26 protein-coding genes are annotated in these 24,531 nt (G+C 28.4%); 24 read left to right on the top strand and 2 right to left on the bottom strand.

Annotated features, from left to right (window positions below):
* Window positions 1-180: 180 nt before the first annotated feature.
* Entirely contained in the window at window positions 181-744 is a 564-nt protein-coding gene (locus BR69_RS21220) for a helix-turn-helix domain-containing protein (protein WP_051623602.1), read from the bottom strand.
* Between the two features lie 400 nt (window positions 745-1,144).
* Here BR69_RS21220 and BR69_RS0112190 point away from each other — a divergent pair, with 400 nt between their 5' ends.
* The 4 genes from BR69_RS0112190 to BR69_RS0112175 all read left to right on the top strand — a co-directional run bounded on the left by BR69_RS0112190 (window position 1,145) and on the right by BR69_RS0112175 (window position 3,128).
* Complete coding sequence (locus BR69_RS0112190) at window positions 1,145-1,381, top strand: DUF5659 domain-containing protein (protein WP_027633443.1); 237 nt, start codon at window positions 1,145-1,147, stop codon at window positions 1,379-1,381.
* A 171-nt stretch (window positions 1,382-1,552) separates the two neighbouring features.
* Window positions 1,553-2,311, top strand: a complete 759-nt coding sequence (locus BR69_RS0112185; RefSeq protein ID WP_027633442.1) for a DNA adenine methylase — start codon at window positions 1,553-1,555, stop codon at window positions 2,309-2,311.
* A 25-nt stretch (window positions 2,312-2,336) separates the two neighbouring features.
* Window positions 2,337-2,753, top strand: a complete 417-nt coding sequence (locus BR69_RS0112180) for a sigma-70 RNA polymerase sigma factor region 4 domain-containing protein (protein ID WP_027633441.1) — start codon at window positions 2,337-2,339, stop codon at window positions 2,751-2,753.
* Between the two features lie 156 nt (window positions 2,754-2,909).
* The gene (locus BR69_RS0112175) at window positions 2,910-3,128 is read left to right on the top strand and encodes a hypothetical protein (protein WP_027633440.1); all 219 of its coding nucleotides are present in this window, start codon (window positions 2,910-2,912) and stop codon (window positions 3,126-3,128) included.
* Between the two features lie 27 nt (window positions 3,129-3,155).
* On the opposite strand, the gene BR69_RS21215 is transcribed toward BR69_RS0112175, so the two are convergent.
* Entirely contained in the window at window positions 3,156-3,770 is a 615-nt protein-coding gene (locus BR69_RS21215; RefSeq protein ID WP_051623601.1) for a helix-turn-helix domain-containing protein, read from the bottom strand.
* A gap of 321 nt (window positions 3,771-4,091) precedes the next feature.
* Here BR69_RS21215 and BR69_RS0112165 point away from each other — a divergent pair, with 321 nt between their 5' ends.
* The 20 genes from BR69_RS0112165 to BR69_RS0112070 all read left to right on the top strand — a co-directional run bounded on the left by BR69_RS0112165 (window position 4,092) and on the right by BR69_RS0112070 (window position 24,490).
* On the top strand, window positions 4,092-4,538 hold the full coding sequence (locus tag BR69_RS0112165) for a hypothetical protein (protein WP_027633439.1): 447 nt from the start codon (window positions 4,092-4,094) through the stop codon (window positions 4,536-4,538).
* A gap of 12 nt (window positions 4,539-4,550) precedes the next feature.
* On the top strand, window positions 4,551-4,784 hold the full coding sequence (locus BR69_RS0112160) for a hypothetical protein (protein ID WP_027633438.1): 234 nt from the start codon (window positions 4,551-4,553) through the stop codon (window positions 4,782-4,784).
* Between the two features lie 51 nt (window positions 4,785-4,835).
* Window positions 4,836-5,741, top strand: a complete 906-nt coding sequence (locus BR69_RS0112155; protein ID WP_027633437.1) for a conjugal transfer protein — start codon at window positions 4,836-4,838, stop codon at window positions 5,739-5,741.
* Window positions 5,741-6,067 carry a TcpD family membrane protein gene (locus BR69_RS0112150; RefSeq protein ID WP_027633436.1) on the top strand — a complete coding sequence of 109 codons (327 nt, stop codon included), beginning with the start codon at window positions 5,741-5,743 and terminating at the stop codon, window positions 6,065-6,067. Before BR69_RS0112155 ends, BR69_RS0112150 begins: the two co-directional genes overlap by 1 nt.
* A gap of 45 nt (window positions 6,068-6,112) precedes the next feature.
* Window positions 6,113-6,544: a TcpE family conjugal transfer membrane protein gene (locus BR69_RS20495; protein ID WP_051623600.1), complete on the top strand. Its 432-nt coding sequence runs from the start codon at window positions 6,113-6,115 to the stop codon at window positions 6,542-6,544.
* A 4-nt stretch (window positions 6,545-6,548) separates the two neighbouring features.
* Window positions 6,549-9,110: an ATP-binding protein gene (locus tag BR69_RS0112140; protein ID WP_027633435.1), complete on the top strand. Its 2,562-nt coding sequence runs from the start codon at window positions 6,549-6,551 to the stop codon at window positions 9,108-9,110.
* On the top strand, window positions 9,097-11,514 hold the full coding sequence (locus BR69_RS0112135; protein ID WP_027633434.1) for a CD3337/EF1877 family mobilome membrane protein: 2,418 nt from the start codon (window positions 9,097-9,099) through the stop codon (window positions 11,512-11,514). Before BR69_RS0112140 ends, BR69_RS0112135 begins: the two co-directional genes overlap by 14 nt.
* Window positions 11,495-12,892 carry a glycoside hydrolase family 73 protein gene (locus tag BR69_RS21210; RefSeq protein ID WP_051623599.1) on the top strand — a complete coding sequence of 466 codons (1,398 nt, stop codon included), beginning with the start codon at window positions 11,495-11,497 and terminating at the stop codon, window positions 12,890-12,892. The genes BR69_RS0112135 and BR69_RS21210 overlap by 20 nt, the downstream gene beginning before the upstream one ends.
* A gap of 54 nt (window positions 12,893-12,946) precedes the next feature.
* On the top strand, window positions 12,947-14,212 hold the full coding sequence (locus BR69_RS0112125) for a CpaE/TadZ family protein (RefSeq protein WP_027633433.1): 1,266 nt from the start codon (window positions 12,947-12,949) through the stop codon (window positions 14,210-14,212).
* Entirely contained in the window at window positions 14,213-15,502 is a 1,290-nt protein-coding gene (locus BR69_RS0112120; protein WP_027633432.1) for an ATPase, T2SS/T4P/T4SS family, read from the top strand.
* Between the two features lie 11 nt (window positions 15,503-15,513).
* A complete protein-coding gene (locus BR69_RS0112115) occupies window positions 15,514-16,455 on the top strand; it encodes a type II secretion system F family protein (RefSeq protein ID WP_027633431.1) in 942 nt (313 codons plus the stop codon).
* Window positions 16,456-16,465: 10 nt separating this feature from the next.
* Window positions 16,466-17,308, top strand: coding sequence for a type II secretion system F family protein (locus BR69_RS0112110; protein ID WP_027633430.1), 843 nt, complete (start codon window positions 16,466-16,468; stop codon window positions 17,306-17,308).
* 15 nt (window positions 17,309-17,323) lie between these two features.
* Complete coding sequence (locus tag BR69_RS0112105) at window positions 17,324-17,542, top strand: hypothetical protein (protein WP_027633429.1); 219 nt, start codon at window positions 17,324-17,326, stop codon at window positions 17,540-17,542.
* 56 nt (window positions 17,543-17,598) lie between these two features.
* On the top strand, window positions 17,599-17,817 hold the full coding sequence (locus BR69_RS0112100) for a hypothetical protein (RefSeq protein WP_027633428.1): 219 nt from the start codon (window positions 17,599-17,601) through the stop codon (window positions 17,815-17,817).
* Between the two features lie 94 nt (window positions 17,818-17,911).
* A complete protein-coding gene (locus BR69_RS0112095; protein ID WP_027633427.1) occupies window positions 17,912-18,286 on the top strand; it encodes a hypothetical protein in 375 nt (124 codons plus the stop codon).
* A complete protein-coding gene (locus tag BR69_RS0112090) occupies window positions 18,283-18,852 on the top strand; it encodes a hypothetical protein (protein WP_027633426.1) in 570 nt (189 codons plus the stop codon). Before BR69_RS0112095 ends, BR69_RS0112090 begins: the two co-directional genes overlap by 4 nt.
* An 11-nt stretch (window positions 18,853-18,863) precedes the next feature.
* Window positions 18,864-19,538 carry a CpaB family protein gene (locus tag BR69_RS0112085; RefSeq protein WP_027633425.1) on the top strand — a complete coding sequence of 225 codons (675 nt, stop codon included), beginning with the start codon at window positions 18,864-18,866 and terminating at the stop codon, window positions 19,536-19,538.
* Between the two features lie 88 nt (window positions 19,539-19,626).
* Complete coding sequence (locus tag BR69_RS20485; RefSeq protein ID WP_034849845.1) at window positions 19,627-20,613, top strand: hypothetical protein; 987 nt, start codon at window positions 19,627-19,629, stop codon at window positions 20,611-20,613.
* A gap of 46 nt (window positions 20,614-20,659) precedes the next feature.
* Entirely contained in the window at window positions 20,660-23,908 is a 3,249-nt protein-coding gene (locus BR69_RS0112075) for a hypothetical protein (RefSeq protein WP_027633424.1), read from the top strand.
* Window positions 23,909-23,911: 3 nt separating this feature from the next.
* The gene (locus tag BR69_RS0112070; protein WP_027633423.1) at window positions 23,912-24,490 is read left to right on the top strand and encodes a hypothetical protein; all 579 of its coding nucleotides are present in this window, start codon (window positions 23,912-23,914) and stop codon (window positions 24,488-24,490) included.
* The last annotated feature ends 41 nt before the right edge of the window (window positions 24,491-24,531 follow it).

The raw sequence follows: 24,531 nt of genomic DNA, 5'->3' as shown, positions 1-24,531 counted from the left end.
GTGGGTTTGTGTGATTCCCTAGCATATGAATGAGTAGATAAGATTCAAGATCACAGTTCTTTAGGGGATTATATTTACTGTTTAGAACTTATAAAAAGTATTGCGAAAGGTATCTAATAAAATAGACGATGGGTGGAGATCCATCGTCTATTTCATTAGATATGTAATCTTTTTATCTTTTTATCTTTTTTTAAATAAGGTTTTAAAAAAAGATTTTTTTTCAGATTTAAAATTATCTTCTCTCCATTTAATGAACTTATTATCAATATCTTTAAAGTGCATTTCTTGGGTCTTAAGGTAAGTTTTTTGTTGCCTTTCTATAATATCTTTAAGAACTTTGTTGTCGTTTGATAATTCTTCAAGTTTAGGATTTAAATTTTCAGTTAAGCTTTCATTAATAACAGTTTTCATTAACTTTTTTAAAACTTCTACCTTATCAAATGGAATAAGGTCGTAATTTTCTTGGATATTTTCTTCAGTAATAGTACAGGCACATTCCACACTTTTTATATCAATATCTTTTTCATCGTTAAGTATCTTTTTTATAGCATCATAGTTAAGGCCAGATTTTTTTAAGTTTATAACTCTTTTGAGTTCTTTAACATCAGTTTCAGTATAGACTCTGTTAAATGATTTATCTCTTTCAGGACTAAGGTTCAGAGCTTTTTCTAAGTATCTAAGATTATGGGATTTTAAGTCTAATAAATTACATACTTCACCTATAGAAAAAATTTTACTTTCCATCTATATATAGCTCCCTTCTTATTTTAAATCTTTTTACTTATAACTTGGCCATAACTATTATAAAAGCATCTATATTTAAGATTTTTAGTTAATCAATATTTTTTATGAATCTAAAAATTTTTTTAGACTTAATTTATGAGGTTAATAAATATTATTAAGGTAGTTACATGTAAATATTTTACAATTAAATGATTTATTTTTCAATAGCTTTAAGAAATACTATATTTATATAAATAGTATTTTATTAATTAACCGCCGATTAAGCATATGATACAGCTTTGATTCATAATTGATACATAAAAGTGCTTGAACATATGATAAGTGAACCTAAGTAGGGAATCATTGTAATATAAGTTGTGATATAACATAATTAAGAATATTTACTTCATAGGGGGTTAATTTGAAGTTAAAAGGTATTACTGATAAGGACTTAATAGTATATTTGGTTGCAATTGGATTAGAAATTAAAGATATAAGAAAAGCTGAAAATAAAAGTATAGTATATTTTGAAGATAACGACAGGTTAAAGAAATCTTTTTTTAAGTATGTAAATAAGACTGACTATATAAATTTATCAGATTTTATATGGGCAGAGAGAAGGATAAAGACTTTGTTATGTGCTCAAAAACATAAGTGATAGGATTAAAAATGGTAGAACTTAAGAAAAGGTTCTCTGAACTTAGAATGTAGCATAAAGGTAAATGTCGTAAGTATTAAATAAAGGAGGGAGAACTTAACTTTAATCTATATAATTTATCATCTTTCATCATTAATCTCTCATAATAACAAATGGGTAGGAGATGATAATATGATGAATCCACCAATTTCACGTATGGGTGGAAAAAGTAAATTAAGAAAAAATATAATAAAGATGATACCTGGCGATCATATTTGTTATGTAGAAGTTTTTCTTGGAGCAGGATGGGTTTATTTTGGTAAGGAGCCGTCAAAAGTGGAAGTCATTAATGATACAGATCAAGAACTAATTAATCTTTTTAAGATGTTAAAATATCACGGAGAAGAAGTTGAGAGGTTATTATCATATGAAGTTGTGTCAAGAGACAACTTTTATGATTATAGAGATCAAGATTTTTCTAAGTTAACAGAAGTTCAGAGGGCAGTTAGATTCATGTATCTTAGTGCTCAAAGTTTCGCAAGTAGGGGTATTTCTTTTGGATATAGTGCTCTTGGTAAGCCATCACCAAAACTCTTTAAGACAAACTGTCTTATAGAAATAAAAAAGAGATTGTCTAATACATATATAGAAAATTTAGATTGCTTTAAAATTATAGAAAAGTATGATAGAAGTACAACATTTTTCTTTTGTGATCCGCCATATATCGAGACCGAGGGATATAAGGATAAATTTGGGACAGAGGAGCATATTAGACTTTATGAAAGTCTAAAAAGTATAAAGGGAAAATTTCTTATTACATTAAATGATAATGAATTTGTAAGAGATTTATATAGGGAATTTAGTATAGAGGAAGTAGATGTTACTTATTCAGTTTCGAGGGATAAAGCTGCAAGAAAGAGTTATGGAGAACTAATAATTAAGAACTATTAGATTAGGAATTATTAGGAGTGTAACCATGAACGATGTTGAACAAATTATAAAAGATTATTATGATAAAAAAAAGATACAAGACAAACTAAAATATGAAATAGATATTCTAAAAAAGAATAATAGTAACTTAGAAGAATATATAAGAGTAATGAACTCTAGAAAAGATTTTATTGTTGCTAGAATAGAAGAAAATAATGAGAAGATACTAGATAAGCAACTTAAAGTTAATGATATATCAGAGGAGAATTCCAATATTGAGTTTATACTTAATTTTTTTTTAGATGATACAGAAAAACAAATAATAGAATTAAGGTACAAAAAAAATAAACAATACCAAGCTATGGTTGACATTGTTAATATGAGTAAATCAACTATCTCAAGGAGGGTTAATAAAATTATAGAAAAACTTGAGGACTATATTTATAGTTGTGAACAAGTATAATTCTAATAAGTATATAAGTTAAGGATTATCAATAGAGACTCCTAATGGTTAATTAGGAGTCTCTACTTCTTTTAATAAAATTATATATAACAATATTCAATTATTTACCATAATGATGTATTATATAGATATGAATATAAAAGTAGGTGCTAAATTATGATTAGTAAATTAAGAATAAAACTTAAAAAATCTATATCATCATATATTGATCTATCAATGAAAGGGGTTATATTTGGACTGCTTCTGTTCTTAATAGGACAGATAAAACTTGTAAGTAACGAAATTGATATAATTACAGATATAATACTCGTCCTATTAACTTTATACTTAATAAGACTGTTGTATAAAAAATTTATTTTTAAAATTAAAAAGTAAGGATGTTAAGAGTTATTATTAACATCCTTACTTTTTAATTTTAAAGGTTACTTCTGTTACAGATCCAATGATATTGATTAGACTATTTTTTATAGTTAAGAATCCATTATTAAATAAATTATTATTATAAAGAATTATATTAGGAGGCGAGTTTAATACCTTTGCTAATATAAAAGCATTATTATATTTTAATAATAATATATCCCCATCAGAGTAAGTAGAGGCTTTTTCTATTAATAATAAATCACCAACATTAATCCTACAATCTATTAAGTCGCATGGAGAATATACAAACATAAAGTTAGATAGAGCGACTTTATCAGATGGGAGTAAAATATTATTAATAATTTCATTACTATTTATATTATATAGAGGCACATCTATATAACTATCATTGTTAAGTTTATAAACCTTTTTAGATCTTAAAATGCTAGTTCCATTTAAAAAATCCAATGATACATTGAAAAAATTAGAAAGAATATTTTGTACATCTTGAGAAGGATATATAAGATTAGATTCGTATTGAGTTATTGTAGAACGATCAACATGACATATATTTGATAATTCTTTTTGAGTTAATCCTTTTTCGTGTCTTAAAAATTTTATTCTTTCACCAATGCTAGTCTTAATATTATTGTCCACTTTTTTCCCTCCGTTAAGTCCCAATAAGTTTAATTATAAACAATTGGAATATATTAGAGATATATATGTTTGGAAATCTAACACAAACTATTGACATGTTAGTAATAAAAACATATACTAGTATTAAGGTAATAATTGGACTAAAAGCATTTATGAAACATAAATGAAACAAATTTGCAATTATTAAGCAAGATTTATTGTTAAAATGGTATGTATATAGGAGAAACTATGTCCAAAATTTGTTACCCAAAAAGTCAACTAAAGTCACTAGTTATACTAGTGGCTTTTTTATATAGGTAATTATAAAGTGGGAGGGGAATCATGGATAAAGTAGAGATTATTGGGGACTTATATTTTACTCTTAAGAAAAATACTGTAGAAATCTCAGAGCTTTTAGGGGTGTCTAAGCAATACATATCGAAGGTACTAAATTGCAAATATAAGACAGAGTTCAAAGAGGAAAAGGAAAGACGAAAAAATGAAAGTTTAGAAAATAGACGAAAAAAGAAGGTTAATAACATAGTAGAAAAGAGGAAAAATAAAGATTTCTATGACATAAGTTCAGAAGATTTAAGAGTACAACATGATATGGATATAAAACAACTAAGTAGGGGAAGAACTCTTTCAACTCAAGGAGCAGTTTTTTCAAGTATTAATGCATTTAATGTTAAAGGTAATAAACTTGTATATGATGAAAAAGTTGGTGCTAGACCTGCAGATTTGCCTAAAAGTTTTAGTTTACAATTAAATATTAATGTTTATAGATAAGGAGGTGTAATTTTGAAGGCCAGGGTGATTAGGGATGATTTATGTGAAGATATAAGAAAGGGAGATATAGTTGAACTTGTCCCAGAGTACAGTTATATGATTGGAACAGACGAGAGAATAAAAGAATATTTTGATGTTAGGTCAGGAGAAATTGTAATAAAGAAAACTGTAAAGGTTAATAATAAGAAGTCTAATTTAGCAATAATAAAGTGCAAAAGAAAAGATGTAGATATTATAAAAGGTTAACACTACTTTTTAAGTAGTGTTTTATTTTTGCCCTTGAAAGGAGGTGATAATATGAAACAGATAGTTAAGGTAAAAAAGATAAAATCTATGGTACCTAAAAAAGTATTAAGAGTATTATTATGGACCATACTTATATTTTTATTTATAAGAGGTGTTGTAAGCATCATAAGACCTAATCAATCAAAAAAGATATTAAATGATGTAAACACTAGTTTGACTAATAACAATATAAGTATAGACAAAAGAAGGGGGGCTTCTGCCTTTGCTGAAATTTTTGCAAAAGAATTCTTTACGTATAAACAAAACAAAGGAGAGGACTATAGAAAAAGAGTAGCTCAATATATGAGTGAAATAGCAGTTTCTTCTTTAAATACGTCTATAAATGGAGAGGTACAAGCTTTAGATTCAACAGCAATTAATGTTAAAAGTTATTCCAAGAATGGATTTAATGTAGATGTGAGAGTTAAAGTAAAATATGTAGAAAAAAATATAGAAAAAGATTTATTTATAAGGGTACCGATTAGAGAAAATGAAGGATTATATTTAGTTGAAGATATACCATTTTTAATTGCTAGACCTAATTCTGCAAATATAGAAATAAATCAATATAATGATAATACTGTAGATACAAGTGTAGCTAGATCTATAGAAGACATGCTTAATAACTTTCTAAAGACATATTGTGAAGGTACAGAAGGAGAAATTAAGTACTATTTATTTGATACTCAAAAGTCTTTGGAAGGCTTAAACGGAAACTTTAGATTCAGAAATATAAGTGAATTAAGAGTTTACAGTAAAGATAAGGATTATCTAGCTTTAGTATCTTTTAATTTAGAAGACTTAGAAACTAAACAGGAAGTAAAGCAAAAGATACACATAACTATAACCAATAAAGATAGTAGGTACTATATAAAGGACTTAAATACAAGGACCGTTAATTTAGGGGAGGATAATTAATGAAACATATAAGTTTATTTACCAAAATGAGGGAAAGATTAAAAGTGATTTATACGTCAGTTACTATTCTAATTTTAGTTAATAGTACAACAGTTTTGGCTGCTGAAAATAAATATGCTAAGAATGCTTCGGATTGGGTGCTAAGTGGAGCTCAAGCTCTAGTTATGGCAGCAGCTGCAGTAATCATAGGGACATTCATACTAAAAAAGAAATTTACACAAATGGCAGTAGCTATAGCTATATCTGCAATTATAATATCAATAGTGTACAACCCTACACTATTAAAGACTATAGGAGAATATTTAACTCATGTAATTTTTGGATAGGGGGGAGAAAGGATAGGTAGTATATTTCTATCTATCCAATTTTTTATGAATGAAAATGAAGAAATAGTATTAAGAACCTATGGTAGCGTATGGAATATAGAGAGAAAGATTTATAGCATAGATGGACTAAAGTTATTAGTGCCAATAGCAATTAATGAGTTAGCATATTTTGCATTAAGCATAGTGGTTACATTTATATTAGTAAAGTTTCTTCCATTTTTTAATAATTTACATTTCGTAATTAAATTTTTGGCAGTTCCATTTATCTTGATGAAATTTTTTACTAGCATAAAGCTGGATGGGAAGTTGCCACATAAATTTATGTGGGATTATTGTGTGTATATAATAACGCCTAAATATTACTGTAGGTTTCAACCTGTAGAACAATATAAAAAAATTAGATTTACTAGTCCAGTACTTTTTAGAAGATATAGCGTTGTTAATAAGACAGATGAAGTAATAAAGAAGGAGGTGTAAGTAGTTGTACGAGTTTCCAATAAGATATTTTGAAGATAATTTTATTTTTAATGAGCAGAGAAATGAATGTTGGGCTTGTTTTAAGCTAATTGGATATAATTATGATTTTAAGTCTATAAAGGGTAAAAAAAACATACTCAATTCAATGGCTAGGTTTATTAGTAATATAGGTAAGGAAGCGGCAATATATATAGTTCCTGTAAGTCAAGATGTAAAAAAGCATTATGGTAATTTAATAGGTAGTTTAGATAAAAAAGATTTACTTTATAAGGCAGCAAAGGCACATGCCATTCAGACAGAATCATATTTGGAAGAAGGTATTAAAAAGAAGGGAAATTCCAATGATTATAAAGTTTATGTAGTAACAAAGCTAAAGATGGGTGATAGCTTAATTAATGATATCAAGGATACTTTAAAGTACTTTATTAAAGAACCTAGTCAAGCTATAGATGAACTCTTTGGAACAGGATATAAAGACATATATGAAAAAGATATACAAATGTTTCTTAAGATGTCTAATGAGTTTTTAAGGAAACAAGATAGAAGAGTAGCCTTAAAGAAGTGTAATGATAATGATGTTGAGTGGCTTATAAGGAGACCATTCTTTAGAGGACTTGATAATTTCACATTAAAAGGGTTAAGTTCGGTAAATAATTATGAGAAAAATATAGCTATAGGTAAAAAAGATGAATTAGAAAATATCACAGAGTCTAAAAGTTACTGGACTCCATATTCTGAAAAAGTTATCAAGAATGGCGAAAAAGTTATTAGAGCTTCAGGAAGAGAGATACTTACTCTTACTGAAGGACTAATAGACTTAACAGAAAATAGATTTATTAAAATACATCAAGATGAAGGGACATCATATCAAACATTTTTAGCACTATCACACATACCTGATGGAATCTTATTCCCAGGTAATGAATGGTTGTTAGCTCTACAAGACTATCCATTGCAAACAGAAGTTATAATAAGGATATCTACTATAGATCATAAACAGAGTATTAGGAAAATTGAAGGTAAGAAGAAAGAGATTAAGGACCAGATTGAACACATAATTGACAGTGATGATGATTTACCAGAGGATCTTGCAGATTCTAGAATATATGCAAATGAACTAGAATCTGAATTAAAGGCAAGTAGATCCCCGGTATCAGATACAAGTATAACTTTCTGTTTATCTGCAGATTCAAGAGAAAAATTAGAAGAAAAGGTAGACTTTATAAAGGAAATTTACACAGATAATAATTTCATTTTGGAAAGACCTTTAACTGACCAAATGAAGTTGTTTATGGAAAGTATACCAGGAACAGAAAGATATGTTAGGGACTATATACAGAGATTACCGCCGAGGACTTTAGCTGGTGGGATTATAGGTGCAACAAGATTACTCGGAGATAACATAGGACCATATATAGGTACAACAGGGGTACTACAAAAAAATGTGTATTTAGATGTTTCTAGGGCCACAAAGTTGAATAGATCTGCATCAGGTGGTTTTTATGGGACATTAGGAGGAGGAAAGTCTTTTGCAGCCAACTTACTATTCTATTTAAGTGTATTATATGGAGCAAATGGATTGGTTCTGGATCCTAAGGGGGAAAGAAGCAATTGGATAGATGATCTACCAGAATTTAAGGATCAGATTAATATAATTACCCTTTCATCAGCCGTTGAAGATAAGGGGAAGTTAGATCCTTTTTTAATTTATAGGGATAATTTAGAGGAAGCTGCTTATTTAGCTATATCAATATTATCAGAGCTATTTAATATAACACCTAAAGATGATGAGTATATAGCAGCTCTTGAAGCTATAGAGTGGGTTAAGAAACAGGAAAATCCATCAATGTTAAAATTAGCAGATAGATTAATGAGTATAGAAGATATAGAAATTAAAGATATAGCACGTAAGTTAGGAAGAAAAATATCTATGTTAAAAAACATGGCTATGGCTGGTTTATTATTTGGTGATGGTACGGAACAAGGATTAGATTTTAAAAAGAAAATTAATGTGTTACAGATTCAAAATTTAAATATGCCAGACCCTAATAAACCTAAAGATGAATATACTCAGGAGGAAGTTTTATCTACTGTTTTAATGCTACCCATAGCATCTTTTGCTAGGAAGTTTATACATCAGGATAGAAGAATTTTCAAAATAGTTTTATTTGATGAGGCATGGGCACTTGATTCTACATCTACTGGAAAACAAATGATGAACGCTCTAATAAGAGAAGGGAGAGCTTTGAACTCAGGATGTTTCTTTATATCACAATCTACTAAAGATATGAGAGCAGAAGGGGTTAAAACTAATATATCATATAAATTCTGTTTTAAAGCCACAGAAATAAATGAGATTAGAAGCGTACTTGAATTCCTAGATCTTGAAGAAACTGAGGAAAATATAGATATTGTTAGGAGTCTTGAAAATGGACACTGTCTATTCCAGGACCTTGATGGAAGAGTAGGGATACTAAAGTTTGATGCAGTATTTGAACACTTAATATATAAAGCATTTAATACTAATCCAGATAAAGTAGAGAATGATGAATATGAAGAAATGTAAGTTAATTTTAGTAATTGTATTTATACTTACATTCTTTTCTCTTCCTAAGAGTGCTTTATCAGAAGAAAGATCCAATCCCAAAGAAGCCATGCTACCATCTATAAGTAACCTATATAATTATAAAGATAATAAATATTTTACAAAATTTAAAGATAATTATTACTTAGATATTAAGGAAACAGGAATGTTTAAGGCTTGGGGCGGAAAAATATTTAATATGCTTGCCAATCTAATATTTGGATTACAGGTTATTTTAGCCCAGATAGTTATAGCAATAATTTATTATTGCTTTGAAATAAGTTTTTTTGATATATTTGGTTCTTCAATAAATAGCATAGTCTCAAACCTACAGCAAGGAATATTTGAGGAGTTATCTTTACTATGTATAGGGTTAATAGGTATATTTTATATCATAAAGATGTTCAGGAGTCAAAGAACTCAAGTTATAATGGCTATATTTCAGACAATATTTGTATTAGTATTTGCATTTTCATTTTTTAGAATCCCAGACAAAATGTTAAAAGGGGTAGATGATATATCTAAAGGAATAGGTCATGCTGCCCTTGAAGGTACATTTAAAGCAACTAATAACGGAAAAGAATCCTCAAGTGCTACAGAAGCTATATCAACCAACTTATGGCTTATGTTTGTCCATAAGCCTTGGCAAATTTTTGAGTTTGGTAATACTGAATTTGCAGAAAAAAATGAAGATAAAGTATTGAATTTAGCTCCAGAGAGTGAAGATAGACAGAAAGTAATCGATGATATAGCAAAAGATGATATTCATTTTCAACCTAGTTTAGGGCTTTCAAGATTAGGTTTAAGCATTATATATTTTTTAATATTCCTTATCGTTGCAATAGCAATTATATTATTATGTTTATTAATGATAGGATATCAATTTTTAATGATATTATTTGCTATGTTTGCACCAATAGTCTTTTTAATGGCTCTTATACCACGGTTTGGATTTAATACCTTAAAGAATTGGGTAGAAAAAGTTATAGGGTATGGAAGCATGAAGGCAGTTATGTCTTTAGTTATTGCGGTAGTCTTCTCCTTCATGCTAGCAACTTACCAGTTATCTGATAAATATGGCCTTTTAATTGTAGCATTAGTCCAAGTAACATGTTTAGGAATGGTGTGGTATAAGAGAAGTGAGATATTAGAGGGATATTTTAAATTTACAAATGCTGCTAGACAGCCTAATCCAGAAAGGATAAATAGGCAATTAAGAAGGGATATGAGTATAGAAAATGGATTTCAAAATTGGAGGAAAAGAAGAAATGAAGATGATGATCAGAGTAGTAGTAAGTCAAGTAATAGTAAATCAAGCAACAAGAATTCAAGTAAGTCAAATGGAACAAATAATCAAACTGGAGTAAATAAAAATAAGAACACTAATAATGGAGATTATAATACTCAACAAGAAACGGAAGTGATGGAATATAATAATGGACATGAACAAGCTAGTGAAAACAATACAAAGGATATAAATAATAATCTAAGAAGATTATTAAAAGTAGCTGAAGGAATATTAGAGCAAAGGTATGAAAAATCAATGAATAATTCTGAAGAGAAAGCAAAGAGAATGGGTACTGATGTTGAGTATTCTTCATGGGTAAAGAGAGTTATGAATAGGGAGAAAATGAATCTGCCTAAGTTTGAAGAGCGTGAAAAGTTAGCAGTAGCTAATCAAATTAGGGATATAGAGTCTAAAGGCGGAAATTTAGAAGAGTTAATATCCAGAGATGCTTTAGCTACTAATAATTTAACTAGACCTACTAAGTTAAGGACATTATCAGAAGAAAAGCCAAGAAATTTAGAACTTCCAAAATTTAAAGATATAAATGAAACTGATATGAGTAAGTCCTTAGTTGATGGATTTAACCTTAAGTATGGTAAGAATTATAACAGTGGATTTATGGATAATTTAATTAAAGAGTATGGTCAACAAAATGTTAAAAAAGTGCTTACAGATATGGAGAGAATCAATGGTAACAATACTATAAAAAATCCAGCAGGATATTTAACAAAATCTCTTAAGAACAATAAAGATAATACTCAAGAGTCCGGATATGTTAATAATCCAATTAATAATGCATCTAATAAAGACTATTCCTTAAGGTATAGTAATAATGAAGAAATATATAATAACCAGGAAGATAACAATGAAGTTTTTAGTGAAATGAATGGAATGGAGATTGAAGTTGGTAGTACAGAAAATACAATAAAAGATCCAGATATTAATATAGAAAGGTCATTAAAGTTACAAAAAGAAAAAAGTATTACAAATAAAGAAAAGAAATATTATGATAAAAAAGAATTAGAAAAAAATAAGATTTCTAACGGACAAACACTTGATTTTAAGTATGAGGAACGTAATGAAGACCCGGACATATAAAAATAATAGCTTTAGAAAGGCTATTATAAAGCTTTTAATTGGAACACTACCAATAACACTTATAATGACAATGCTTATTGTTTTTATGGCATCGATTAGTATGTATTTTTCTAGTGGATCACTATCTGACAAATTAACTGATACAGAGAATAATGAATTAATAGAAAAGGCAAAATCTAATATAGAAGATCTTTCTAATAATATGAAGGACTATTATGGAACAGATAGGAGATTTAAATTAGAGTATCAATTCATTCTTTCATATGTTAAATATATAAATGCATTGCAAGATTCAATTGGAAATGAGCAAGATTATTCATATGAAGGGTTACAGAAACAAATAGATATAGCAACTAAAGAATTATGGCCGAGGTTATCTTATAAGACAGATAAAATAATAACGATAAGAGAATATAAAGTTAAAGTTAATAGATTTGATTTTGAGGAAGAGTGTGAAGAGATAGATGTACTGGATAACATAGAGATTATTAGTACTAAACCTAATGCAAACACATATAAAAAAGGAGATAAAATATTTGTTCAAGATGAGAAAAAGATATATGTATGTAATGAATATGAAGAAACTAAAGTAGAGCATAAAGAAGAAGAAGCATTCTTTTTGACTAATGCCCAGGGAATTAAATCATCTTTTCAAATATCTTATGAAAATAGTACTGAAACATTAGAAAAGGAAAACGAAAAAATCACTGTAACTAAGCCAGTAATTAAGTCTATGGAGCAAATAGACAAGGATTGGGACGGATTAAAAGCTATAATATCTAAAAGACACAAGGATGAAGATGTAGAAAAAGCAGCAGAGGTTATTTTAGCTTCAGCTGCTAGTTATTTAAATGATGATGTTAAAGAAGATATGATATTTACAGGGGGGGGAAGTGGAGGCTTGGTAACCCCAGAAGAATTTACTGGAGGACAATCAGAGTTTGTGGAAAAAGTATCAGTTGGAGCTGTAGAGTCGTATAAAAAATATAATGTAATACCATCGATAACTATAGCACAAGCTATTTTAGAATCAGGATGGGGAAAATCAGGACTTACAGCAAAAGCTAATAATTTGTTTGGTATAAAAGCCTTTGGATGGAAAGGGGCTTTTGTAGAAATGTTAACTGCAGAATATAAAGGAGATGGATCTAAATACTATATTACAGCTAGATTCAGAGCTTATAATTCTTGGGAAGAAAGTATAGAGGATCATTCTAAAGTACTTATGCAAAGCAATTTTGCAGGTGTTAGAAGTGCAACAAACTATAGAGATGCTGCACATGCTTTAAGAGCTGGAGGATATGCGACAGATCCAGGATACCCTCAACTTATTATCTCAACGATTGAGATGTACGGATTATACAAATATGATAAATAGATCAGTTATTACTGATCTATTTATTTTTTTAATAATAATAAAGAGGTGTTTATATTGAGTAAAGTATTCCTAGCATTAGGTAACAAAGAATTAGAAGATAAGTTTAAAGAACTTGATATAGAAATTGTTGATGAGGAAAGTGATTTGAATGTATTAAAGGATTTACTTAAATACATAGACACAGAGTATTTAATAATTAATAGGTTATTAGATAATGAAAAAGCAGAATCATTGATAGATATATCAAGGATTGCTCAAAGAAAGAATATAAAGGTTATTATAATAACAAGTGAGGTACTTGAAGAAAAAAAGTTAGTTAGTGCCTTGGTGGCACAAGATGTAAATGCGTTTGTTAGCTTAAATAACATTGGTAAAGATGAAATAGTTAATGAGATAGAAAGTTATGTTAAGAATTATCCTGAAAGCTTTGATTATAATTTAATATCTACGCCAGAAGTTAAAATTGTAAAGGAAACAGAAGTTATTAAAGAACAAGTAATTAAATCTACTATAGTAAAGCAAGAAGTAATAGCATGTTATTCAGATAACTCATTGTCTTCAGCTCAATTTTCAATAATGATGGCAGAGACCATTGCTAATGAAACAGATCTAAAAACATTAGTTATAGATTTTGATACAATAACTCCATCGTTAGATCTATTATCAGCTGTAACAAAAGAAATTAAAATAGAAAGTAAATATGATTCGGGGAAACAAACTAGTCTAGAAGCAATAATATCAGCCTTAGATAGGGGGGCATTAGATTATGAGATATTTAAGGAGCTTATTATAAGAGATAAAAACTATCATATTATGACTGGTTTATTTGATCTTATAAAAGAAGAAGGAATTCCAAGTGATTATTATGAAAAAATAATTGATATGGCCAAGGAAATTTATGATGTTGTAATAATTAATGTTAATCCATATATAAAAAATACAGCAACCTTTATATCCTTAAAGAAGGCAAGTAGAGTAGTTACTTCAGTTGATGCGAACTTTATATCTATTAGGAATTTAAAGCATATATTTTCATCACTAAGATCATTTATAGATATAAGTAAGGTAAGTTTAGTTATTAATAATATATCATCATATTCCTTAAGTAAAGAAATATTAAATCAATTGCTTAAAGACTATAAGGTATTAGGATATCTCACATGGGATGAGAATATTAATAAAGTAATTAATGAACAGAAAGGGTATCTGAAAGCCAGTAGTAATGATAATAAGAATGAAATAAGAAAAGTTTTAGAAGGATTAGGATATATTTTAAAAAGTCAAAAACAAAGACTTACACTATTTAGGAGGAAAGGTTAAATGGGAGATATAAAGTTTTTAAATTTAAATAGTGTTAGAGAAAAGAAAAAATTAAATAGAACAGAGACTCTGGCATCACTTGTTGATGAAATTATCGTTTATCTAACAAGAGAAAGAGGAGCATTAGCACAGGATATACAAAGTGGTAAGCTATTAGAGAGCGCATTAGAAAGTGAAATAATTGATTATATAGATAAAGAAGAAATAAGTTTGGTGGGATATACTAGGGAAGATCTTATTAAAAATATAAATAATTATTTATACTCATATTATGTTTATCAAGATTTGTTAGATAGTTCTGATGTACAAGAAGTTAGGCTTATAAGTAGGAATTTGACAAAGATAGTTTATATTAATAGTAAAGGCAAGGTAAAGCATTATTTTGATTCAAGTGAGAAATTTGAAAATAGAGAATCTTATAATGCCTTTGTAGAATATATAGCTTCACGGAATGGAAGAGAGTTAAATCAAGCTACAGCACAGGTACAGGTTACTGATAAGTTTAGATGTAAGGATTCAATATTAAGAATTACAATAACTAATAAAGAAATTGATGGAAAAGGAAATGCTAATGTTTTGTTTGCTAAAACCCCAAGAAGAAAAAAGACATATGATAAACTCATTTCATTATGTATGCTAAATAAAGAAATGAAAAAATATTATATAGAAAATTTACATTCAGGAATAAATATGATGTTTATTGGAAGAGGTGGAGCTGGAAAAACTAATCATATTAACGCTTTAATAGAAGAAATACAAGAGGATATTGATACTCTTATAATACAACGTGATCCTGAATTACATTCAGAGAAAAATAATATTTATTTTGAAGATATACATGATGAAATGAGTGGAGGTAGTTTGGTTGATTTAACAAGAGCAGCAATGAAACAAAGAATTAAAACTTTTGTAATAGGAGAATTAGAAGGAGAAGAAACATTTTATTTCTTAAATGCAGGATTATCAGGACACCAGGTGATTACATCTATGCATATAGATGATCCTAAAAAAATGATAACTAAAGCAACACAGTATGCTCAATATGCAAAGGCAAACTTGAGCGAAGAAACATATAAGCAAATATTTAGCACCATGACATGTGTAATTTATATGAACGACTATAAATGTCTAGAAACAGTTGAGATTGAATATGATCATGAAAAAGGTGATGTAGTTTATTATCCTATCTTTGAATATAACGTAGATGAAGAAAAGTTTATTAGAACTGGAGAAAGCTGTGAAACAGTAAAAAGAAAGAAAAAGTATTACAATATGAAAAATAATGGATAGGAGGAGGAGTAATGCAGCTTATTTTAAAGGGGATAGTATCTGCATGTATCTTCATTATAGCCTATCTTATATTAAGTAACGAAAAATATAAGGTTATAAATGATGATATATTAAACTTTATAGAATATAAGCATAAGAATTATTTTAAAAAAGGTATAAAATCAGACTATATAAAAAGAAAAAGAAATAGATTAGTAGTCAAAATAGAAGAGCTAATAAAAGGAGCAAAGGTAAATAATGATATATGTATATTAAATTACTTTACTTTTATAATTGCTTCATTTTTATGTGGATTAATCATATTTATATTACTTAGAAGTTTTATAAATAATATATTTATACAAATTGAGGGAATTGTTTTAGGTGGCATGACTCCATTTTTAATCTTATGTAAATTATCAAATATAAATGAACAAAAAATAGATGATAATATGGAAGTACTAATAACTACTGGACTCGCTCAAGCAAAAACTAATAATAATTTAATATATATATTAAAAAATACTTATGAGGATATGGAGGAGGGGCCCATAAAGAAAGTAATACGAGGATTAACGAATGAATTAGAGGGAGGAATAAGCGTAGATAGGTCTTTTACAAATGCTATGAATAAAACCAGTAGTATCAGATTTAAGGAGTTACTTTATAATTTATCACAAGCTAGAGAAGAAAATGGAGACTATGTGCAAGTGTTTTCAGATGCAGAAAAAGCATTCTCAAGTTATTTTAAGTTAAAACAAGAAGGAATTGTAGAGGTTAAAAAAGCTAATAAAGCAGTTATGGTATTAATTGGAGCTATGGTGGCGACTATGATACCTTGTATGGCTGCTTTTCCAAATGCTAAGTATATTGTATTAGAAACACTTCCAGGTAAGTTGGTAGTAGCTTACTTTGGAGGTGTTTTTATTAGTAATCTTAAATTTTATATTGACTCAGAGAAATTTAAATATTAGGAGGCAGGTTATGACAAATATTCTAATACTAATTATATACACATGTATTTTTGTTACAGCTTATTTAGTTCTATCTGGTCCAAATAAAATTCAGAGAAAGTTAATTAAAGAGTTAAATAGTATAGATAGCATAAATGAACAAAAAGAATTTAAGGAAGAGATAAAAAAGGTAATACTAAAGCTTCCATTTGCTAAAACACAAAATCAATTAAATAGAACTGGAAATAGATTGAGACTTAATCCTGTAACTTATGTAGTTTATAAAATAAGTCTTTTAGTATTATCGTTTTTCATAGGACTAAAGGCAGATGGTATTTTATTTGGAACTATATTATCCATACCAGGATTTTTAATTATAGATGTACTATTAAAATCTAATAAGAGAAAGGAAAGAGAGGAGATTAGTTTAGATCTTGAAGATGTATATAGAACACTTAAGTTTAAAGAGAAAAGAAATAATAAGATTCCAGATGCAATTTCATCTTCAGCGGAGGTAGCAACTAGGTGTTCTAGATTTAAAAATGAATTAAAGATAGCAGCATTGCAAATGAAAATTTCAGGTAGGAATGAACAAGCTCTAGAAAAGTTAAAGGCAAATTTTGATTATCCAGAAGTTAGAGCTTTTGTTAAAGCAATAAAAACATATCTAAAAACGGGTATATTAGAAAAGTCTATAGAAGGGCATTTAGGACAATTAGAAAAACGAAATGAAGCTTATCATAAGTTGGAAATAGCAAAGATAAAAAGTACTGGTGAAAGATATCAGTACTTTTATTTCCTAGGTGCTGGAATATTATTATTGCTTATAATGTCTGCTACTATGACAGATATAACATATAAAATTATACATTAGAAGGGAGAAAGTAAAATGATAAAAATGATAGAAAACTTAAAAAATGAGGTAATAAGAAATCAATATTTTAATAAGGTGAATTTAAGAAAACATAAAGGTGGAGAACTATTACAATTTTTATTTGTAATAGCTATAGGTGCATCAATGTATCTAGTTTTGTCTGGTAAGGGGGATAAACTTATAGCTGATCTTTGGACATGGGTTGAAACAATGGTTAAAGGAGTTACTAAATAAGATACCTGGATTTAATCCAGGTATCTTATTTAGTATATATTTTAGGAGGAGTTAAAATGATAAAAAGAATAGAAAGTTTAAAAAATAAAGTAATAACAAGCCTATATGTTAATAAGGTGAATTTAAGAAAACATAAAGGTGGAGAGCTATTACAATTTTTATTTGTAATAGCTATAGGTGCATCAATGTACCTAATTTTATCAGGTAAAGGGGATAAGCTGATAGCTGATCTTTGGACATGGGTTGAAACAAATGTTAAAGGGGTTATTAAGTAGAATCACTTTGAATAGATGACAAATAAATATAGATAATTATTAAATAAGTATCTGGATTATTCCAGGTACTTATTATTTATCAAAGGAGGTTATTATGAATAAAAAGCATAAAGGATCTCAGCTACTTTTATTCATAGCTACTATTCCTATAGCAATAGGAATTATAGCAGTAATTTGGACAGCATTTCCTGTAACATTCGGCAAATTAAATTCAGAGGAGATTTATAGAAAATATTTTATGACTATGATAAAGGATGGATACCTAACAAGTAGTAATAAAATTAAACTTACAAATGAATTGAAGGAAAAGGGGTTTAAAAATATTAATATAAAAGCAACTGATAAGAAAGTTAGGTGGGGAGAAGATATTAACCTAGTAATTGAGTATGATATGTTAGTAAGCACACAACAGGAACATAATGGATATAAGAGAGTGAAAATGGACAAGGAGTCAATAGCTTTATCATGATAAAGAAAGTTAGGAAACATAAAGGAAGTGTAACGATAAAAGTAGTAATTGGTTTGCTTCTTTTCCAAGTCGCAGTAATTGGGATTTGGAGAGCAGTATATTATCTAGAAGGGACCAATATCCAGTATGGACTGCAGTATGCACAACTTGCAGCATATTCTCAAGTAGATAAGATTGAATTAGGAAATGATGAAGGTTATATATCTATTAAGAGTCCCGATAAGGCATTAAATGTTTTTAAAGAAAAATTAATTAAAAACTTATCATTAAGTACAGATTTTACACGAAAAGATGGGGTTTTTATAAAAGATAAAATAATAATAAAAGATTTTATTATTTATAATGTTAGAGGGTCACAGGTTGATATTTACACTATGTCTTCTAATGGATATTTTAACAAAAAAACTGAATCTATAAATAATACTAAGACTCCAATAGGCACAAAAGTTGAGAATACAACTATTCATACAACATTATCATTTGATGTTGATGTTATTTTATCTACTTTTAAAGATAAAGAGATAAAATTAGATACAGACATAGTGAAATACGAAAATAATAATTGAGGTGAAGTTAAGTGAAGAAAGATATATTTATAAAGTTTAGAAACATATTAAGAAAAAAGATGGTAATAATTGGGATATGCACTATACTTTCAGCTTCAGCATTAGCATTATTAACTAGAATACAGGAAAAATCTATTTCCAAGCCACAAGTGGATATTGTTAAAGCAAAGGTTAATATAAAAGAAGGGGATAAAATAAAACCTGAAATGTACGAAATTGTTAAGGAAAATTATGATAAGAATATAAATTATATTACTGAGAATGATCTAAAGGATAGTTCTATTGCAAAAGAAGTTATTTATAAAGGAGAAACTATAATAAAAGAGAGATTAAGAGATAAAAATGAAAATGAAAATGTAGAAAAGTTACTGTATTCATTAAAAGTTGATCCACATTCTGCTGTAGCAGGTACTATAAGATCAGGAGATATGATTCTAATAAGTGGGACTGTAGGTGAGAATGGTAATGCAATAAGTGACTATGTACTAAAAGATCAACAAGGGAATCCAAAAGAAATAAAAGTTAAAGCAGCATATAGAGAAGATAATACAATAGTAACCGAGTCAGATTCAGGAGTGGCTAGTGTTTTTATTTTAGAATTAGAAAATAGAAAAGATGTTACTATATTAGATAAATCAGCTAATCAAAACAATCAAAGCTTAAGATTAATAATGCCACAAAAATAAATTTTTGAAAACCATTGACAAATTGGTAAAATGCGGATAAACTTAAATTAATTGAATTGAATTAAATTAAGTTTGTGGAGGTTTAATTATGAAAATTAAAAGTTTAATTTTAAAAATTGTAGAGAGTTGTGGTACAAAATATGGAGCTATGACACTGGGAACCAAAATAGCAACCGCCGTTATAGCAGGAACACTGGTTGTAGGTGGCACTGCTGGGGTAATATATAATAACCATACAAATAAGAAAGTAGAAGTTCAGAAAGAGGAAGAGAAGAAAGAAGTAGTTGTAGTTGAAGATGATAAAGTTCAGATAGAGAATGAAAATGTAGAAACAGAAATAGAAAAAAAAATAGAAGATGGTAATTTAACTGAAGATGAAGTTAAAAAACTCGTTGAGGATGGAAAAATATCTAATGATAAGGCCAAGGAGATAAAGGAAAAGGTATATAGTAAAAAGCAAGAAGATTCTAAGGAAAAAGAGAAATCAAGTAATAATGTGAATGGAACTAATAGTAACTCAGAGAATAATAAGCCAAGTAATAATGGAAGTAGTAACAGTGGAAATAATGGAAGCAGTAACAATGGAAGCGGAAATAGTAACAATGGAAGTGGAAATAGTAATAGTGGAAACGGATCAGAAAACAAACCTAAGCCTCAGCCACAACCTTCAGTTAAAGTAGGAATTGACTGGAATCTAACAAATAAATTAAATACCTTAGTTGTTTCTAACACAGAGACTTATAAAGGTATTAAAAAAGAAACACTTAAAGACCTTGCTAAACAAGTAGCTTTAGGTAACATATCAAAAGATCAAGCGGTTAATAAGGTATCTGGTATGTCTTGGGAGGAAAATGCACAAAAAATAGATCCTTATTTACCAGGTGAATCTCGTAAAATAACTCCATTTGATATAAGGTGCAGTAAGTTCAATGTTTCAGGCAATGCAACTGCAGAAGATATTAGTATGAATTATAGTTTTAACTTAGGTCAATTCGGGGCGGTATATGCATATAGGAATAAAGATAATTCAGTAACTATTACTTCAATGGGATGTCAATTTGCATTGTCTAAATAAACTAAATAAGCCTTATCTCAAAATGAGAAAATGAGGTGTTATAATATTGAAAATAAAAAAGTATATGAAAGCTTTTGTTATCGTAATATTCTTTATAATATTAACAATTAAGCCTAGTATTGCTGAAGCGGAAGAGGGATTTAAAGTAATAGAATCGTTAGGCAATGAGGAATATAGCAGTCAAGAGGATTTACCAGAAAAAATATATTACAACGAACATGGTTTTCAGGGAACTTTATATTTAAAGGAAAAAAGGGTGTCTAGTGGAAAAGCGCCAGAAACTAAATATTACAGTGAAGATGTGGATTTTATAGTAAGCGATTACTCTCAGTGGAATAGGTATAGTGGTTTTATGAATTTTAAGTATCAAACTGGATGGTTAGCATATTCTAAAACTGTTAATAAAGATGGATATAGCTTTGAAACTTATTTAGATTCATCCAAATATCATGAGCATATTACCAAATATGCAGCACCACAGTATGAAAAGAGAGGTAAAAGCTCTTATGATGAATATTCAATATCAGAAGAGCGTTGGATTGGAAATGGAAATGTTACTCATGGTTCACAGTACCATACAGCAAACCATTATTATAAAGGACAATATACAGGAGAATACACAACAAAGGATACTAGAAAATGGAAGGGGCTATATTCAGGAAGAGTAGTTAATATAAAACCTATTAAACCCAGTATAAGTATAAAAGATTATAAATACTTAGAGCCAGGTACAAATAAAAAGTGGGTAAATACTAAAGATCAATTTATTATAACCACATCTATATGTAGTTATGATGAGTATGATAGATATCCTACTATTACATCACTGCTTATAGGTGGGAATGGAAGTGATAATGAACCCTATGATGGAACTAAATTAGTAGCAACTAAAAATGGTGTTACATCTAAGGGAAGTGAAGGAGTAAGTAAATTTAAGTATCAGGACTATATAGCAAAGGAGATCCCAGGATCAAAAACTTTAGAAGCAGATCATAAATTAATTGCTGATAAAAGTACCAGTGGATTAAACTTTCCTATATATACCCAAGGGGGAACTAATTCTAGTGAATGGTTTTATTCTAATATTTTTAAGTCAATAGATATACTAGCTGTAGATGGACATGCTCCAGTTTTAGTAGGAAGTTTACCTACAGAAAGTTGGAATAAAGATAATGTGACATTTGAGTTGGTTTTCAAAGATAAGGATAGTGGGATTAAAGAAATAGAATTATATGAAGGTACAAAAAAATTAGTAAGTAATAAGTTTAGTAATAAAAAAGAAGGATCAATAATATATAACGTTCAAGATGAAGGAATTCATAGTTATAAAGTAATAGCAAGAGATAATGTAGGTAATGTAGTAGAGGAAACATTTACTATAAGATTAGATAAAACTAAGCCTAGTATTAATGGGAATACTAGTTATGGATGGACTAAAGATAACGTAAGTGTATATCTATACGGAAAGGATAGCTTAAGTGGAATGGCATCTATGGAGTTATATAACTCTAAAAATGAAATAGTTGCTACAGGATCTAATATTATAAATTATATTGTTAGATCTGAAGGCGTTAATATTTTTAGGATTATTGCAAGAGATAAAGCAGGTAATGTTTCAGAAAAATTAATAGATGTAAAAATAGATAGAACAGCTCCGAAAGGAACTGTTTCTTTTTCTTTTGATAAAAACAATTTTGATTTAGGAGTAAGTGTTAAAGATATAGTAGAAAGGGAATCTGGAATTAATAAGATAACAGCTGAATATAGTAATAGTAACAATCCAAGTAAATCATATATAGAGGTATTAGAGAATGGAATTAAAGATCAGGTATTAACTAATTCTGATCTTAATGAAGATGGAATAGTAGATGATAAGGATGTAAGATTAATATCAATATATAACAACTCTTTGTTTGGAGATAAGTCTTATGATAGTAAATATGATTTAAATTATGATGGAAAGATAGACTTAAAAGATATAGCTATAGTAAACAAAGATATTGGGAAAAGCTATACTTTCACAGGGGGGAGAAATATTACAAAGATATTGGGAAATAGTATAAGTGCTAAAGTGAAAGTTAAAGCAATAGATAATTGTGGTAATGAAAGAATTTTAAGAGAAGAAACTTATATGCTTAATACCAATCCTAATTCACAATTAGATGTTACTAAATATTCTTATAAGGACAATAATATATATTGGGTTAGACCAAATGAAGAATTTGAAATAACATCTAAGAGCTTTTTTCCACGTGAGTTCAATGTTTTCCCAACTAGAAATTATGTTTCATTTGTAAATAATGATGAAACTTCAATAGATTCATGTGATACTGAAGGAAGGTATAAATCAGGAGAGAGTTATGAATCAAATTTTACCCAAGTTAATAAAGGAATCTATGCAAAAAGGATACAAGAGAATTCTAGTAATATATTAGTCGGTATACATACTCTTAAGGCTAAGATAGATGGAGCAGAATATAAATTATTTTCTAATGGATCATATGATAAATATTTAGGTGGCTATGTAAATAGTTTAAGATGGTTAAAGATAGATGGTACAGCTCCTGTTGCAGATAAAGTAGAGATTTCTAAACAAACTAGCAGAGAATTATACCTGGATATTTTTAATTTAAGAGATTATAGTGGCCAAAATAAAGTAGGAAGTGGGTTGGACCTAAATAACCTATATGTTGAGTATCAGCCGTTAGTTAATGGTAAACCTTCAGGAGTAAAAGAAACATCGAAAGCATATATATCTTTATCACGAAATAATTATAGATTAAAAATTGACTTCTATAACAGCAATAATAAAGATGTATATGGTGATTATATGATAAAAGTTTTTTCAAAAGATAATGTCGGCAATGTAGGTATTATATTTGATAAAATAATAAAAAGAGAAGAGTTAACTATAGAAGGAGTAATAGTACCTAACCCAGCACCAAGAGGGAAATTGTTATCTGTAAATATTAAGACTACTGGTTATGCTACTAAGCTAAAGGTTAAGTTTCCAGAAGAGTTAGTAAGTCTAGCTACACAAGAAGATCCGTTAATCTTAGAAAAGAATGTAGAAGTAGAGGCAACTCATACTGAGCTATTTAGGATGAGACTACCATATGATTCAAAAGTTACATTAGATGAAGGAAAAAGAGTAAAGGAAGAATATAAAGTATATATAGAAGCTCAGAATGAGTATGGAGATAAAGTTAATGCTTGGCTTAAGTTGGATGTCCAAGATAGTATAACTACAGGAGTAAAAATTAGAATTAGAGGGACAGGATATGATCAGGAGTAAGCTATGGGAATGTTATTAATTCTTTGTATATTGGGAGTAATTCAAGGGAATATAGTATATAGGGTAAGCAAATATATAATAAATAGGGATAATGAAAAAATAAGAGAGTTTAAAGTAAATAAATTATATATAGAAATAGCTATGGTTATTACAACCATAGCTATTTTTATAAAATTCAATATATCAGGAATTTTAGTTTATAGTGCTATAGGAACGTTGTTAGTGTTAATAGCCATAGTAGATTATCATACGATGTATGTTTACTTCTATACAGCTATTATAGGGATTATATATGCATTTGTGATAGCTATTGGGTCTAGAGATTTAAGAGAGATAAAGTTCATTATTATTTTAGTAGTTATACTTTTAGTAGCTGCTAAAGTAACTGGGGAGTGGTATGGTGATGTAGAGGTAATTTTTATAATTTTTTTAACATTAGGAGTTGTAGGTGGAATGATTACTATGTCAGTTACAGGTATACTAGGAATATTTGTAGCAATTAAAAAAAGAACGGTTTATATAGTTATTCCATATTGTCCATTATTGGTTATAGGATATTATTTTACTTTAATATTTTTATAAGATATTAAAGTAAAAGTTGGAATATAATTTGGAAAATATAT

Origin of the sequence: Clostridium hydrogeniformans DSM 21757, assembly GCF_000686705.1 — a bacterium.
GTDB lineage: Bacteria > Bacillota > Clostridia > Clostridiales > Clostridiaceae > Clostridium_Z > Clostridium_Z hydrogeniformans.
This window is presented reverse-complemented; position numbering and strand designations above follow the sequence as displayed.